The sequence below is a fragment of the Variovorax ginsengisoli genome, from assembly GCF_030486595.1.
Lineage (GTDB): Bacteria > Pseudomonadota > Gammaproteobacteria > Burkholderiales > Burkholderiaceae_C > Variovorax > Variovorax ginsengisoli_B.
The window spans coordinates 217525-231735 of record NZ_JAUJZH010000003.1 but is presented as its reverse complement, the minus strand read 5'-3'; the positions used below and the strand labels follow the sequence as shown (position 1 = coordinate 231735).

Below are 14211 nucleotides of genomic sequence, written 5' to 3'. Positions count from 1 at the left end.
GAATAGGCTTCATTTTTCCGCTTCATTCGCGCCATCCAATGAAAACCAATCGCACTAAAGACGATTTGATCGAAGATTCATCGGAAAGAATCGATCTCGCCATCCTGCGGGAGCTGCGGGAGGACTCGCGCAAGACCCTGCAGGAGATCGGCGCCGCGGTCGGGCTCTCGGCCACCAGTTGCTGGACCCGCATCAAGAAGCTCGAATCGCAGGGCGTGATCAAGCGCTACACGGTCGACCTCGACCCGGCCAAGCTCGGCTACAACGACTTCGTGATCGTCCAGCTCACGCTCGAGAGCCACACCGACGAGACGCTCTACGAATTCGGCCGCGTGCTGGCGACCATTCCCGAGATCCAGGAGGCCTACCTGGTGTCGGGCGACTACGACTACTACATCCGCATCGCGGTGCGCGACACGCGCGACTACGAGCGCCTCTTGCGCGAGAAGCTCTACAAGATCCCCGGCATCCGCCACAGCAAGTCGAGCTTCGTGCTGCGGGTGTTGAAGGAAGCCAGCGTGCCGCTGGGGCATTGAGTCAGGCGGGCCGCAGGCTGTCCAGGTAGGCGTGGAGCGCGCCGCGCGCCTGGCGCGAGATCGCCCGCATGTCCGGCGCGCTGCGCACGCCGATGTGGGCCTGCGCCATCAGGCCGTAGATCAAGGTCAGGCAGACCCGTGCCGCCTCCGCCCTCGGGCCGGGCGGCAGGGCGTCGCTCGCGGCCGCGAGCGCCTGGCCCCACTCGTCGACGAAGCGGTCGTACATCTTGCGGTAGGCGTCGGGTCCGGAGAGCTGCCGCTCGAGCAGGTAGTGGGCGCCCCATTCGAGCGGGTGCTCGCGGTGCGCCTCGATCTGCGATTCAATCGCCGCGTCGACGACCTCGCGCATCGGCCGGCCGGCGTGGCGTTCGGCCGCGTCGCGCAGCGCCATCAGCAGCGCCTTGGAGCGCAGGTGCAGGCAGACCCGCGCGAGGTCTTCCTTGCTCGCGAAGTATTCATAGAAGCTGCCGAGGCCGGTGCCGGCCACCAGGACGATCTCGCGGATCGTGATGCCCGCGTAGCCGCGCTCGACCAAAAGCCGAACAAAGGCGTCCTGCAGGGCTTGGGAAGTGTGAAGTGCGCGCGACTGTCGCGGCTTCCTCCTCGGGGGAGAAGTCGGTGAGCGTTTGATCCTGGCCTCCTTGCCTGGAACCCGAACACTCGAAGCGTCGGTTGTTCCTAGAATTTTTAGAGCTGACCGGCTGCATTCTGCAGCCCTGGAAAGCAGCGCCGAAGCCCGGCGCGGAACGCAGAAAAACGGGAGACGAGCAACACATGACAACCTTCCTCCGGGCGGCCTCGGCCGCGCTTGCGCTGGCCGCTGCCACCGCCTCGGCCCAACCCGCCTGAGGCGCCCGGCGGGCGGCTGAGGCCGCGCCCCCTTCACCCCCGAAAGGCACACCATGACCGGCATCCATCCCGACAACCAGGCCCCCGAACTCAAGGACTACAACCTCTACGCCAGCGACCCGGCGCTGCGCCGCGCGGTGGCGCGAGGCGGTGCCGGCTGGCGCGACGACGAGCTGCTGCGCCAGGGCGCGGAGTACGGCTGCGAAGCGACCCTCCGCGCCGCCGAAGACGCCAACCGCCACGAGCCCGAACTGCACACCCACTCGCGCACCGGCGAGCGCATCGACCTCGTGAAGTTCCATCCTGCGTGGCACACGATGATGGGCATCGCGCGCCGCAACGGCATCGCCAACCTGCCCTTCGTCGACCCGCGCCCCTCGGCCTGGACCGCCTACGGCGCCTCGCTCTACATGCACAGCCAGATCGAGTCCGGCTCGACCTGTCCGACCACCATGACCAAGGCCTGCATCCCGGTGATGCGGCTCAATCCGGCGCTGTTCGAGGCCACGCAACCCAAACTGAACGCGACGGTGCACGATCCGCGCGACCTGCCCTTCGCACAGAAGGACTCGATGACGGTCGGCATGGGCATGACCGAGAAGCAGGGCGGCAGCGACGTGCGCACCAACACCTCGCGCGCGGTGCCGGCGGGCCGGGGCCCCTGGGGCGACGAGTTCCTGATCACCGGACACAAGTGGTTCTTCTCGGCGCCGATGTGCGACGGCCACCTGGTGCTCGCCAAGACCGAGGAGCGCGGGTCCACCTGCTTCTTCGTGCCACGCTGGCGGCCCGACGGCAGCAAGAACCCGATCCAGATCCAGCGCCTCAAGGACAAGGTGGGCAACCGCTCCAACTCGAGCAGCGAGGTCGAGTTCAAGGAGGCTTGGGGCGTGCTGGTCGGCGACGAGGGCCGCGGCATCCCGACCATCATCGAGATGGCGACCTACACCCGCCTGGACTGCGCGCTCGCCAGCGCCGGCTTCATCCGCCAGGCGCTGGCACAGGCGCTGCACTACACGCGCAACCGCCACGCCTTCGGCAAGGCGCTGATCGAGCAGCCCGTGATGACCGAGCTGCTCGCCGACATGGCGCTCGAGTCCGAGGCCGCCACCTTGCTGGCGATGGACCTGGCCTCGCACTTCGGCTCGACCGATCCCTTCGACGTCGCCTGGCGCCGGCTCGTGACGCCGGCCGCCAAGTTCTGGAACTGCAAGCGCGCGGTGGCGTTGACCGGCGAGGCGATGGAGGTCTTCGGCGGCAACGGCTATGTGGAAGACGGCCCGATGGGCCGCCTGTTCCGCGAAGCGCCGGTCAACTCGATCTGGGAAGGCTCGGGCAACGTGATGAGCCTGGACGTGCTGCGCGCGGTCTCGCGCAATCCGGACGATGCGCACCTCGTGCTCGACCACCTGCAGCAAGTGGCGTCGCAGGACAGCCGCCTGCGGGCGCAGGCACAGGCGCTGCGCGACGCGGTCGCGCTGCCGCCGGCCGAGTTCGAACGCCAGGCGCGCCGCTTCACGCAGCGGCTGGTGCTCACGGCCCAGGCCTGCCTGATGCTGCAGCACGCGAGCGCCGAGGCGTCGGCCGCCTTCATCGGCAGCCGCTTCGACCCCGACTGGGGGCCGGTGACCGGCATCACCTCGGGCACCAGCGATCCGGCCGCGCTGCTGCGCGCCGCGTGGCAGTGAGGCGGATTGCAGCATGACGGATTTCGTTTCGATCCTCGACCAGCACGCCCGGGTGCAGCCGGGCAAGGAGTTCCTGCGCGCCGCGGGCCGCTCCTACAGCTACGCCGAGTTCGCAGAGCTGAGCCGCCGCGCCGCCACCGTGCTGCGCGGCCAGGGCATCGTCGCCGGCGACCGCGTGGCGCTGCTGTGCTTCAACACGCAGGGCTTCGTGCTCGCGCTGTTCGGCGCCTGGCGGCTCGGGGCCGCGGTGGTGCCGGTCAACCACAAGCTGCAGGCGCCCGAGGTCGACTACGTGCTGCGGCATTCGAGCAGCAAGCTGTGCGTGGTCGACGGTGCACTGGCGGCGCTCGCGCAGAAGGTCGAGCATGCACCGGCGTGGCTCTCGACCGACAGCGCCGGCGCCGGCATGGCCAGCTTCGACGAACTGCTCGCGCAGGCCGCGCCCCTGGAGCGCGGCACGCCGCCAGCCACCGACGCGCTGGCCGAGATCCTCTACACCTCGGGCACCACGGGCAAGCCCAAGGGCTGCCTGCACACCCATGCCAACGTGTTCCTCGCTGCGGTGTGCGCGGCCGCAAGCACCTCGATCACGCGCCACGAGCGCACCCTGATCGCGATGCCGGCCTGGCATTCGTCGCCGCTCAACAACTGGCTGCTCGGCACCCTGCTGATGGGCGGCAGCGTGGTGTTGCTGCGCGAGTACGCGCCCAAGGCCTTCCTCGACACGCTGGCGCAGGAGCGCATCAGCTTCACCTTCGGCGCGCCGATCGCCTTCCTGGCACCGCTGCAGGTGGTGGCCGAGCTGCAGTCCTACGATTTCAGCGCGATGCGGGTGTGGGCCTACGGCGGCGGGCCGCTGGGCGCCGACATGGCACGCAAGCTGGCCGACAGCTACCGCAGCGACCGCTTCGTGCAGGTCTACGGCATGACCGAGTCGGGCCCGCTGGGCACGGTGCTCTACCCCGAAGAGGCGATCGCCAAGGCCGGCTCGATCGGCCGCGCCGGCGTGCCGGGGGTCGCGGTCGAGGTGCGCCGCGCCGACGGCGAGCGCTGCTCGGCCGGCGAAGTGGGCGAGATCCACCTGCGCTCGCCCGCGATCATGAAGGGCTACCTCGACAACCCCGAGGCCTCGGCCGCCGCCTTCGACGACGAGGGCTGGTACCGCAGCGGCGACCTGGCGCGGATCGACGAGGACGGCTTCCTCTTCATCGTCGACCGGCTGCGCGACATGATCGTCACCGGCGGCGAGAACGTCTACTCGAAGGAGGTCGAAGACGTGCTGGCGATGCATCCCGACGTGCAGGACGTGGCCGTCATCGGCCGGCCGCACCCCGAATGGGGCGAGACCGTGACCGCGGTGATGGTGGCACGCCCGGCCCGGGTGCTCGACGGCGACGCGCTGCGCAAGTACCTCGAGCCGCAGCTGGCGCGCTACAAGATCCCGCGCGCCTGGGAAGTGCGCGAGGCGCTGCCGCGCACCGCGACCGGCAAGCTGCTCAAGCACCAGCTGCGGTAAGAATACGGCGATGACCCATCCCCCGATCGAATCCGAACGCCCTGCCGCCGTCTTCACCCGCGAGGGCGAGGCCTGGCTGCCCAGCGCGCTCTCGCGCGGCCCCTGGGACCCTCGCGCGCAGCACGGCGGCGCTCCCAGCGCCCTGCTCGCGCACGTGTCCGAAAGCGCCATCGACGAACCCGGCTGGCAGCTGGCGCGCCTGACCGTCGAGCTGGTCAAGCCGGTGCCGGTCGCACCGCTCGCCACCCGTTTCAGCATGCAGTCCGCGCGCTCGACCACGCGCCTCACCATCGAGCTGCTGGCCGGCGACACGCTGGTGGCGCGCGGCCATGCGCTGATGCTGCGCGGCCAGGCGCTGGCCCTGCCCGACGGCCTGCCCGGTCCGTCGCCAGCGCGCCTGCTGCCGGCGCCGCAGGATTGCAGCGAGCCGCTGCGCATCCCGGGGCTGCCCGAGGGCATCTCGTTCTACGCCACCGCGGTCGACACCCTGGCGGCCCAGGGCGACGTTTCCCGGCCCGGCCCGGGCGCCGCATGGTTCCGGCTGGCGGTGCCGCTGGTGCAAGGGGTGCCCAACTCGCCCGCGATGCGCGCCGCCGCCGCGGCCGATTTCGGCAACGGGCTCAGCTGGGTGCTGCCGCCCGACCGCTTCCTGTTCTCGAATGCCGACCTGAACCTGCACCTGCACCGCGCGCCGGCGGGCGAATGGATCGGCCTGTCGTCGGAAACCCAGGTCGACGCCAGCGGCGCCGGCCTCACGCTGTCGCGACTCTATGACGAGCGGGGCCCGATCGGCACCGCCGTGCAGACGCTGGTGGTGCGCGAGCGGAACTAGGGCGGACTGAAGCCCCTCTTTCGGAATCCCGAAGCACGGGCGGCGCCGCCCGTGGCATCCTGCGCAGGCGATTCCGCAGGCAAGTTTCTGGAGAAATCCGATGGTCGAAGGCAAAGTGGTTCTGGTCACCGGCGCGGGGGGCGGCATCGGCCGCGACATCGCGCTGGCCATGGCGCGGCACGGCGCCCGCGTGGTGGTCAACGACATCGGCGCCGCGGTCGACGGTGCCGGCCACAGCGCCGGTCCGGCGCAGCAGGTGGTCGACGAGATCCACGCGATCGGCGGCGAGGCGGTGCCCAACACCGACAGCGTCGCCGATGCCGCCAGCGCGGCGCGCATGGTGCAATGCGCGGTCGACAACTTCGGCCGCATCGATGCGGTGGTCAACAACGCCGGCATCCTGCGCGACCGCTTCTTCCACAAGATGTCGGTCGACGAGTGGGATTCGGTGATCAAGGTCCACCTGTACGGCACCTACTTCGTGAGCCGCGCCGCCGCGACCTTCTTCAAGGAACAGAACGCGGGCGCGATGGTGCACATGACCTCGACCTCGGGCCTGATCGGCAACTTCGGCCAGGCCAACTACTCGGCCGCCAAGCTCGGCATCGCGGCGCTGTCGAAGTCGATCGCGCTCGACATGCTGAAGTTCAACGTGCGTTCCAACTGCATCGCGCCCTTCGCCTGGAGCCGCATGATCGGCGCCATCCCGACCGACACCGACGAGCAGAAGGCGCGCGTGGCCAAGATCCAGCAGATGACGCCGTCGAAGATCGCCCCGCTGGCGGTGTACCTGGCGAGCGATGCGGCGCACGAGGTCAACGGCCAGATCTTCTCGGTGCGCAACAACGAGATATCGCTGATCAGCCAGCCGCGGCCGGTGCGTTCGGTGCACCGCTCCGAAGGCTGGACGCCGCAGACCATCGCCGAGCATGCGATGCCGGCGATGCGGGCCAGCTTCTATCCGCTCGACCGCTCCGCCGATGTGTTCAGCTGGGACCCGATCTGACGAGCCCCCAAGCTTGCGGGACAATCTGCCCGTGAACTTGCACTTCGATCTTTTCGACCTCAAGCTTTTCGCCTTCGTCGCCGAGGCCCGCAGCCTCACGCGCGGCGCCGACCGCGCCTGCATCTCGCTCGCAGCGGCCTCGACCCGCATCAAGCAGATGGAGGAGGCCATCGGCGGCAAGCTGCTGCACCGCACCGCCCAGGGCGTGAACCTCACGGCCGCCGGCGAGGCCCTGCTCTATCACGCCAAGCGCGTGATGCAGCAGATGGAGCACCTGCGCATCGACATGCAGGATTTCGGCAAGGGCATCAAGGGCCACGTGCGGGTGTTCGCCAACACCACGTCGATCACCGAGTACCTGCCCGAGAAGCTGGCCGGCTTCCTGACCCAGCATCCGGCGGTGCAGGTCGACCTGCGCGAATACCTCAGCGAGGAGATCGTGCGCTCGGTGGCCGACGGCGGCGCCGACATCGGCATCCTCGCGGGCGACGCCCACACCGGCGACTTCGACGCCCGCCCCTTCGGCCGCAACCAGCTGGTGTTGGTGGTGCCCACGGCCCACCGCTTTGCCGACGCCAGCGCGATGGCCTTCGTCGACACCCTCGAGGAGCAGCATGTCGGCCTGCACCATGCCAGCGCGATCCACCGCTTCCTGCTGCGCAAGGCCGAGTTGGCGGGCCGCGACTACGCGCCCCGCATCCAGGTCGGCAGCTTCGAGGCCATCTGCCTGATGATCGAGGCCGGTGTCGGGGTCGGCGTGCTGCCGGCCTCGTCGGCGCGGCGCCTGTCGCGCGCGCTTCGCATCAAGACCGTGCCGCTGACCGACGCCTGGGCCGAGCGCGAGCTCAAGATCATCGCGCGCAGCCGCGAGCAGTTGCCGGCGTCCGCACGCGAACTCTTCGACTACCTGGCCCAGCCCTCGAAGCCGGACTGAGCCCGATGTCGGCCGACCTCAAATCGCTGCGCCTGTTCGTGGCCGTGGCCGACCACGGCAGCATCAGCGAGGGCGCCAAGCGCTGCCACATCGCGCTGGCCGCCGCCAGCAAGCGCATCTCCGACCTCGAGGCGCGGGCCAAGCTGCCGTTGCTGGTGCGCCATGCGCGCGGCGTCACGCTCACTTCAGCCGGCCACGGCCTGCTGCTGCATGCCCGCGCCGTGCTGTCGGCCATGGACCGGCTCGGCGCCGAGCTCGACGACTTCCAGAACGGCGTGGCCGGCGTGGTCAGCATCACGGCCAATGCATCGGCCATCGCCCAGTTCCTGCCGGCGCAGATCGGCTCCTTCCTGCGGCTGCATCCGGTGCTCAAGATCGACCTCCAGGAGCGCGCCAGCACCGAGGTGGTCAAGGCCGTGGTCGGCGGCCTGGCCGACATCGGCGTCATCGAGGGCCACACGCCAGCCGACGGGCTCGAATGCTTGGCCTACCGCAGCGACGAGCTCGCCGTCGTGGTGGCACGCGACCATCCGCTGGCACGCCGCAAGCGGGTCGGCGTCGAAGAGGTGCTGCGGCACGACCATATCGTGGTTCGCGAAGGCACGGCACTGCACCGCGTGCTGCTCGCCGCGGCGCTCGAGGCCCAGGTGCCGCTCAAGGTGCGGATGCAGGTCGGCAGCTTCGACATGGTCTGCCGCATGGTCGAGCAGGGCATCGGCATCGGCGTGCTGCCCTTCGCCGCCATCCTGCCGCAGTTGCAGATCCTGCGGCTGCGCTGCCTGCGGCTCGACGCGCCCTGGGCCATGCGCCGCCACCTGCTGTGCGTGCGGCGCGAACAGGACCTGACCGCGGCGGCGCGTTCGGTGCTGGAGCATCTGCGGATGCCGGATCCGGCCTGACCGGCCCTTGATCTTTTCGAAGGAGAAGCCCATGACGAAGACGCAAGTGCTGGTGATCGGGTTGGAGCCGACGCTGGTCGACTTCAGCAGCATGCCCGACATGAACGCCGGCAAGGTCCGGGCCGGGCTCGAAGCGGACCAGGCGAAGCTCGCAGCCCTGGGGTACGAGGCCGAGCTGTGCCTGACCGACCTCGGGGAGACCGCTGCCGACGTGGTGGCCCGGAAGCTGTCCGAGAAGGCCTTCGATTGCGTGGTCATCGGTGCCGGCATCCGGACCCTCCCGGCCTACTTTCTTCTGTTCGAGCAGCTGATCAACGTCGTGCACCGGGCTGCCCCCGGCGCCCGCATCTGCTTCAACACCCGGCCGAGCGATACCGCCGAGGCCGTGCAGCGCTGGTCATAGCAGCCCGAGCCTTCGCGTCCCGCGAAGCCTCGCGCCCGCCACAAACGAATTGTTCTCCCGCTCGCGCGCGTCAAGAATCGCGCAACCGAGCAAGCAAAGGAGACATTCTTGAAGATCATCCGCGTCAGCGCCACGCCGCTGAACATCCCGGTCACCATCGACGTGCTGGGCCTGGCCAAGCAGACCTCGCTGTCGCTCTGCCTGACCGAGATCGAGACCGACACCGGCCTGGTGGGCCATGGCATGACCGCCATCACCGAAGAAGAGATCATCGCCGCCGCGGTGCGCGAAGTGGCCGGCCCGGCGCTGATCGGCGAAGACCCGATGGCCACCGAGCGGCTCTGGGAGAAGCTCTACTGGCTGCTCTCGCCGCGCGGCCAGACCGGCTACGCGAGCCACGCGATCGCCGCGCTCGACATCGCGCTGTGGGACCTCAAGGCCAAGGCATTGGGCCAGCCGCTGTGGCGCCTGCTGGGCGGCGCGCGTTCGCGGGTCCCGGTCTATGCCACCTTCGGCTTCGGCTTCTTCGAGCGCGACCAGCTCGCCGCGGCGGCGAAGCTCTGGGTGTCGCAGGGCTTCCAGCGGCTCAAGATGACGGTCGGCGGCCATGCGCTCGCGCGCCGCGACGAGCCGCGCCCGATCGACGAGGTGATCGACGAGGACGTGCGCCGCGTCGCCGCGGTGCGCGAGGCCGTGGGCCCTGACGTCAAGCTCTACGTCGACGCCAACTGCGGCCTCGACCTGTTCCACGCGACTCAGCTGGCGCGCCGCATCGAGCCCTACGGCATCAGCTTCTTCGAGGAGCCGCTGACGCAGAACGACGTGCGGCAGATGGCGCAGCTGCGCAGCCGCACCACGATCCCTCTGGCCTGCGGGCAGAACGAAGGCCTGGCCTTCCGCTTCCGCGACCTGCTGGTCAACCAGGCGGCCGACGTGCTGCAGCCCAACGTGACGATCTCGGGCGGCTACTCGCAGTGCCTGAAGATCGCCGGCATGGCCCAGGCCTTCAACGTGCCGATCGACAATGGCGGCGCCTGGCCCTTCCACAACATGCACCTGCATGCGGGCGTCGCCAACGGCGGCATGGTCGAATACCACTACGTCGCAGTCGAGATGCTGAAGAAGATCTTCGACGGCCTGCCGGTGCCCGACCAGGGCTGGCTCACGCTGCCCGAGACGCCGGGGCTCGGCTTCGCGCCCAACGCGGAGCGGGTGCGGGAGCTGGCGAAGCTCCCGACCTCCCACGGCAAGGGCAAAGCCTGAGGCAGGCCATGGACAAGGACAACGGAGACACGATGAACAAGAGACAGCAAGCGACTCGATCCTCACGCCGGCGGGCCCTGCGCCTGGCGACCCTGGCAACGCTGGGAACCCTGGGAATGGCGCTCGGGATGACGGGCGCCGCCTGGGCCCAGAAGTACCCCGACCGGCCGATCCGCCTGGTGGTGGGCTATTCGGCCGGCGGCGGCGTCGACGCCGCGGCACGCATCCTGAGCGCCCGCCTGCCGGCGGTGCTGGGCCAGCAGGTGGTGGTCGAGAACCGCGCCGGCGCCACCGGCATGATCGCGGCCGACCTGGTCGCCAAGGCGGCACCTGACGGCTACACGCTGATGATGGGCGACAGCGCCATGCTGATCACCAAGCTGCTGCAGCCGAAAATCGCGATCGATCCCCTGACCAGCTTCAAGCCGGTGGCGGGCGCCTTCGTCTCGCCGCTGATGATCGTCACCGGCAACGACTTCCCGGCCCGCACGCCGGCCGAACTGGTGACCGAGCTCAAGACCCATCCGGGCCGCTATTCCTTCGCCACCTCGGGCGTCGGCACGGTGCAGCACCTGGGCTTCGAGATGCTCAAGCAGACCACCGGCAGCTTCGTGGTGCATGTGCCCTACCGCGGAGCCGCGCAGATCGTGCCCGACGTGGTCGGCGGGCAGGTTCCGATCGGCGTCGTCAGCGCCACGGCGGGCATGGCGCAGGCCAAGGCCGGCAAGCTGCGCGCGGTGGCGCTCATGAACAAGGCGAAGCTCGACGGCGCCGACGGCGTGGCGCCGCTGGCCGATGCGCTGCCGGGCTTCGACGTCGCGCCGCGGCTCTTCCTGTTGGCGCCGGCGGGCACGCCCGACGACATCGTCGACAAGATCTCGGCGGCCGTGAAGACCGTGCTCGACACCCCCGAGGCGGCCACCGCGGCGGCCGCGCAAGGCACCTTGCGCGCCTACGCGCCGCCCGCGCAGCTGCGCAAGGATCTGGCCGACGAGACGGCACGCTGGAAACGCATCATCACCGACCAGCGCATCGTGGCCGAAGGGAGCTGAAGTGACGCAAGCGCACTTGGGCCTGATCGTTCCCCCGGCCGCCGGCGCGGTGCCGGTCGATGGCCCGCTGCTGTACGGCGAGCGCATCCGCTTCAGCGCCCGCGGGCTCGGCCTCGGCGAGATTTCCACCCGCGGCTACACCGAGGTGATCGACTCGGTGGTCGAGAAAGCGCTCGAACTCAAGGCCGAAGGCGTGGCCGCGGTCTCGCTGATGGGCACCTCGCTGAGCTTCTTTCGCGGCGCCGCATTCAACCGCGAGCTGCAGCAGGAGATGGCCCGCGCCACCGGGCTGCCCTGCAGCACGATGAGCAACGCAATCGTCGGCGGCCTGCGCAGCCTCGGCGTGCGGCGGGTCGCGGTGGCCACCGCCTACATCGACGAAGTCAACGTGCATCTGCGGCGCTACCTCGAGGACAGCGACTTCGAGCCGCTGGCGCTGCAGGGGCTGTCGATCTCCGACGTGCAGGCGGTCGGCGAGGTGCCGACCGCCGTGCTGGTCGACCTTTGCGCGACTGTCTTCGAAGCGAGTCCGGGCGCCGACGGCATCCTGATCTCGTGCGGCGGCCTGGTCACGCTCGACGCGGTGCGCGAGGTCGAGGCACGCTTCGGCGTGCCGGTGGTGTCGAGTTCGCCCGCGGGCTTCTGGGACCTGGTGCGAAGCGCCGGGCTCGACGCGCGCTCGCCGGGCCACGGGCGCCTGTTCGCCTGAACGCGCGGGCGGCTCAGCCGCGGTCGGCCGCGGCGAGCAGCGCCTGCGCCTTGAGCACCACGGGGCGGTCGACCATCTTGCCGTCGACCGCGACCGGCGCGCCGCCGCTGGCCGCATCGGCTTCGATCACGCGCCGCGCCCATTCGAGCTGTGCCGGCGTCGGCGAGAAACCGCGGTTGACGGTCTCGACCTGCTTCGGATGGATGCAGAGCTTGCCGCCGAAACCCAGGCGCCGCGCCTGCCTCGCATCGGCCTCGACACTGGCCGGATCGTCGATCGAGGTGCTGACGCCATCGACCGGCGGCTGCAGTCCGGCAAGGCGCGACGCCAGCACGATCTGCGAGCGGAACAGAAGCAGTTCGACGCCCTCGCCTTCGATGCCCAGGTCGGCCTGGAAGTCGATCGACCCGAAGACCAGCCGCTGGACCCGCGGTACCGCTGCGATCGCGCCGAGCTGGTCGATGCCGCGCGCGGTCTCGATCAGCGGCCACAGAACGGACGAAGGCAGCGCCGCGGCGATGGCCCGCAGCACGGCCGCGTCTTCGGCCTTGGGCAGCATCAGAGCGGCGACACGAGCCTGCGCGCACATCGCGACATCGGCGGCATGCCAGGGCGTGTCGGCGGCGTTGATGCGCACGCCGACGATCGGGCCGCCATCGACATCGCGCGCCTCGAGCCAGTGGGCGACCTGCATGCGCGCTTCGTCCTTGCGGTCGAGCGGCACCGCGTCCTCGAGATCGAGCACGACCGCGTCGGCGCCGCTCTCGCAGGCCTTGTCGAAGCGCGTGGGTTGATGGCCTGGTACGAAGAGCAGGCTTCGGGCGGGTTGTGTCATGTCGGGTCTCCAGTGATGCGTGTCGAGGGCACCGGGTTGTCCGGGGCGTGTGACGAGGGCGCCGGGTGGCCCCCTCCGCTCATGTCCCCCGCCTTCGGCTCCTCCTTTACTTCGCTGCGGGGGCCACCCGGCGCCCTCGTCACGGGTAGCGTCGTGTCGTACTGGCCGAGGATGAACCACCGACTTGACGGCTCACGCCGATGGTGTGCTCTGCGCAGCGAAATAAAGGAGGAGGCCGCAGGCCGGGGGACATTCGCGGAGCAGAGCACACCGTCGGCGTGAGCCCGCCCCCGACCTATGCCAGAAGGCGTTCGACGCGCGGCGCCGCCGCCAGCGACCAGATGCCATCGCACAGCGCCTGCGCCTCTTGCGGCGTGGCAGCTTCGCCGTACGCGACGAGCCGCTTCATCTTGTCCTCGATCTCGGCCCGGCTCAGCGTGTTGCCGGGGTCGCCCTTGGGCTCGTCGACCCGGCCGGAGAAGGTGCGCCCGTCGGTGGTCGTGACGCTGACCTTGCCGATCCAGCGCGCCGGGTAAGCGGTGTCGACCTCGCGGTCTAGCTCCATCATGACCTTGTCGCGGAAGGCAGCCACCTCGGGCGCCATGTAGTCGCGGTCGAACTCGGTCAGGCCGGCGCGGCCGTGCACCGCGATCAGGCCCAGCACCGTGCCCATCGAGAACTTGCCCTGGTGCACGGTGGTCGGCACGACCACGCGGCCCAGCACGTCGATTGCCCCTTGATGGACATGGGTCACGACGCGCGCGACGTCGCCGTGCGCGAGCCGTTCGCGCGCCATGACCTGCTGCAGCGCATCGGCGGCCGGGTGCGTGTGGCGGCAGGAGGCGTGGTACTTGAACGATGTCTCGGCCAGCGTCCAGCGCGTGCCCAGCCCATCGACGAGGCGCGCGGGATCGGCATCGCTCGACATGCCCACGCCCAGGCCTTGCGCGCCTTCGAGCACATGCTGCGCGCCCGTGAAGCCATCTTTCGCGAGGTAGGCCGACATCAGCCCGCTCGCCGCCGCATGTGCGCAGTGAAGCTGCTTCGAATCGGCGGCGTCGCGCAGGAACTCCCACACGCCGGCCGACTGGGTGCCGGCCGAGCCGAAGGCGTGCAGCATCTGGGCCGGCGTGAGTTCGAGCAGCCGGCCCACGGCCGCAGCGGCCGCCAGCGTGCCGGCGGTGGCGGTGGTGTGGAAGGTGCGGTAGTGCGAACGGCCGAGGAACTCGCCGACCCGGATGCCGACTTCGTAGCCGGCCACCACGGCCGTGAGCAACTGCGCGCCGCTCGCGCCCAGTGCCTGTGCGGTCGCCAGCGCGGGTGCGAACACCACCGCCGCCGGATGGAACACCGAACCGTTGTGGACGTCGTCCTGCTCGACGTAGTGCGAGGCCGCGGCATTCACCAGCGCCGCGAAGACCGGCGAAGTGGTACGGCGCGAGATCAGCACCTCGCTCGGCCCCTCGGCCGGCCCCATCATCTCGGCGAAGCGCTGGATGGCCTGCACCGGGCGCGCCGACCGGGCGGCGAGCACCGAGCCCAGCCAGTCGAGCATCAGGTCCTCGGCGCGGCGCAGCACCGGATCGGGAATGCGCTCGAACGTCAGTTCGGAGGCGAAAGTGGCGAGCGCCTGGCTCGGGTGATCGGATGCGTGGGTGCTCATGGCAAGGGTCTCGGTCGAAAAGGTTT

General features: G+C 69.9%; 14 protein-coding genes. 11 read left to right on the top strand and 3 right to left on the bottom strand.

What is annotated here, in order from left to right; translation table 11 throughout:
• Nucleotides 1-38: 38 nt before the first annotated feature.
• Complete coding sequence (locus QZH52_RS05760; RefSeq protein WP_301805302.1) at nucleotides 39-536, top strand: Lrp/AsnC family transcriptional regulator; 498 nt, start codon at nucleotides 39-41, stop codon at nucleotides 534-536.
• A 1-nt stretch (nucleotide 537) separates the two neighbouring features.
• Here the strand turns inward: QZH52_RS05760 and QZH52_RS05755 are convergent, their stop codons facing one another.
• On the bottom strand, nucleotides 538-1095 hold the full coding sequence (locus QZH52_RS05755) for a TetR/AcrR family transcriptional regulator (RefSeq protein ID WP_301805760.1): 558 nt from the start codon (nucleotides 1093-1095) through the stop codon (nucleotides 538-540).
• A gap of 343 nt (nucleotides 1096-1438) precedes the next feature.
• Between QZH52_RS05755 and QZH52_RS05750 the strand changes: the two genes are divergently transcribed.
• The 10 genes from QZH52_RS05750 to QZH52_RS05705 all read left to right on the top strand — a co-directional run bounded on the left by QZH52_RS05750 (nucleotide 1439) and on the right by QZH52_RS05705 (nucleotide 11687).
• On the top strand, nucleotides 1439-3073 hold the full coding sequence (locus tag QZH52_RS05750; RefSeq protein WP_301805300.1) for an acyl-CoA dehydrogenase family protein: 1635 nt from the start codon (nucleotides 1439-1441) through the stop codon (nucleotides 3071-3073).
• A gap of 13 nt (nucleotides 3074-3086) precedes the next feature.
• Entirely contained in the window at nucleotides 3087-4589 is a 1503-nt protein-coding gene (locus QZH52_RS05745) for a class I adenylate-forming enzyme family protein (RefSeq protein ID WP_301805297.1), read from the top strand.
• Between the two features lie 10 nt (nucleotides 4590-4599).
• A complete protein-coding gene (locus QZH52_RS05740) occupies nucleotides 4600-5421 on the top strand; it encodes a thioesterase family protein (protein WP_301805295.1) in 822 nt (273 codons plus the stop codon).
• A gap of 100 nt (nucleotides 5422-5521) precedes the next feature.
• Entirely contained in the window at nucleotides 5522-6427 is a 906-nt protein-coding gene (locus tag QZH52_RS05735) for an SDR family NAD(P)-dependent oxidoreductase (RefSeq protein WP_286535455.1), read from the top strand.
• Nucleotides 6428-6458: 31 nt separating this feature from the next.
• Nucleotides 6459-7361, top strand: coding sequence for a LysR family transcriptional regulator (locus QZH52_RS05730; protein WP_301805290.1), 903 nt, complete (start codon nucleotides 6459-6461; stop codon nucleotides 7359-7361).
• Nucleotides 7362-7366: 5 nt separating this feature from the next.
• Nucleotides 7367-8260 (top strand): LysR family transcriptional regulator, encoded by an 894-nt coding sequence (locus tag QZH52_RS05725; RefSeq protein ID WP_286526433.1) that lies wholly within the window; start codon nucleotides 7367-7369, stop codon nucleotides 8258-8260.
• A 31-nt stretch (nucleotides 8261-8291) separates the two neighbouring features.
• Complete coding sequence (locus tag QZH52_RS05720; protein ID WP_286368567.1) at nucleotides 8292-8663, top strand: hypothetical protein; 372 nt, start codon at nucleotides 8292-8294, stop codon at nucleotides 8661-8663.
• A gap of 108 nt (nucleotides 8664-8771) precedes the next feature.
• Nucleotides 8772-9926 carry a mandelate racemase/muconate lactonizing enzyme family protein gene (locus QZH52_RS05715; RefSeq protein WP_301805283.1) on the top strand — a complete coding sequence of 385 codons (1155 nt, stop codon included), beginning with the start codon at nucleotides 8772-8774 and terminating at the stop codon, nucleotides 9924-9926.
• A 32-nt stretch (nucleotides 9927-9958) separates the two neighbouring features.
• Nucleotides 9959-10978, top strand: a complete 1020-nt coding sequence (locus QZH52_RS05710) for a Bug family tripartite tricarboxylate transporter substrate binding protein (RefSeq protein ID WP_301805280.1) — start codon at nucleotides 9959-9961, stop codon at nucleotides 10976-10978.
• Nucleotide 10979: 1 nt separating this feature from the next.
• Nucleotides 10980-11687, top strand: coding sequence for an arylmalonate decarboxylase (locus QZH52_RS05705; RefSeq protein WP_301805277.1), 708 nt, complete (start codon nucleotides 10980-10982; stop codon nucleotides 11685-11687).
• A 13-nt stretch (nucleotides 11688-11700) separates the two neighbouring features.
• On the opposite strand, the gene QZH52_RS05700 is transcribed toward QZH52_RS05705, so the two are convergent.
• Entirely contained in the window at nucleotides 11701-12522 is an 822-nt protein-coding gene (locus QZH52_RS05700) for an HpcH/HpaI aldolase/citrate lyase family protein (RefSeq protein ID WP_301805273.1), read from the bottom strand.
• A 295-nt stretch (nucleotides 12523-12817) separates the two neighbouring features.
• Nucleotides 12818-14185, bottom strand: a complete 1368-nt coding sequence (locus QZH52_RS05695) for an MmgE/PrpD family protein (RefSeq protein ID WP_301805271.1) — start codon at nucleotides 14183-14185, stop codon at nucleotides 12818-12820.
• Nucleotides 14186-14211 lie beyond the last annotated feature (26 nt).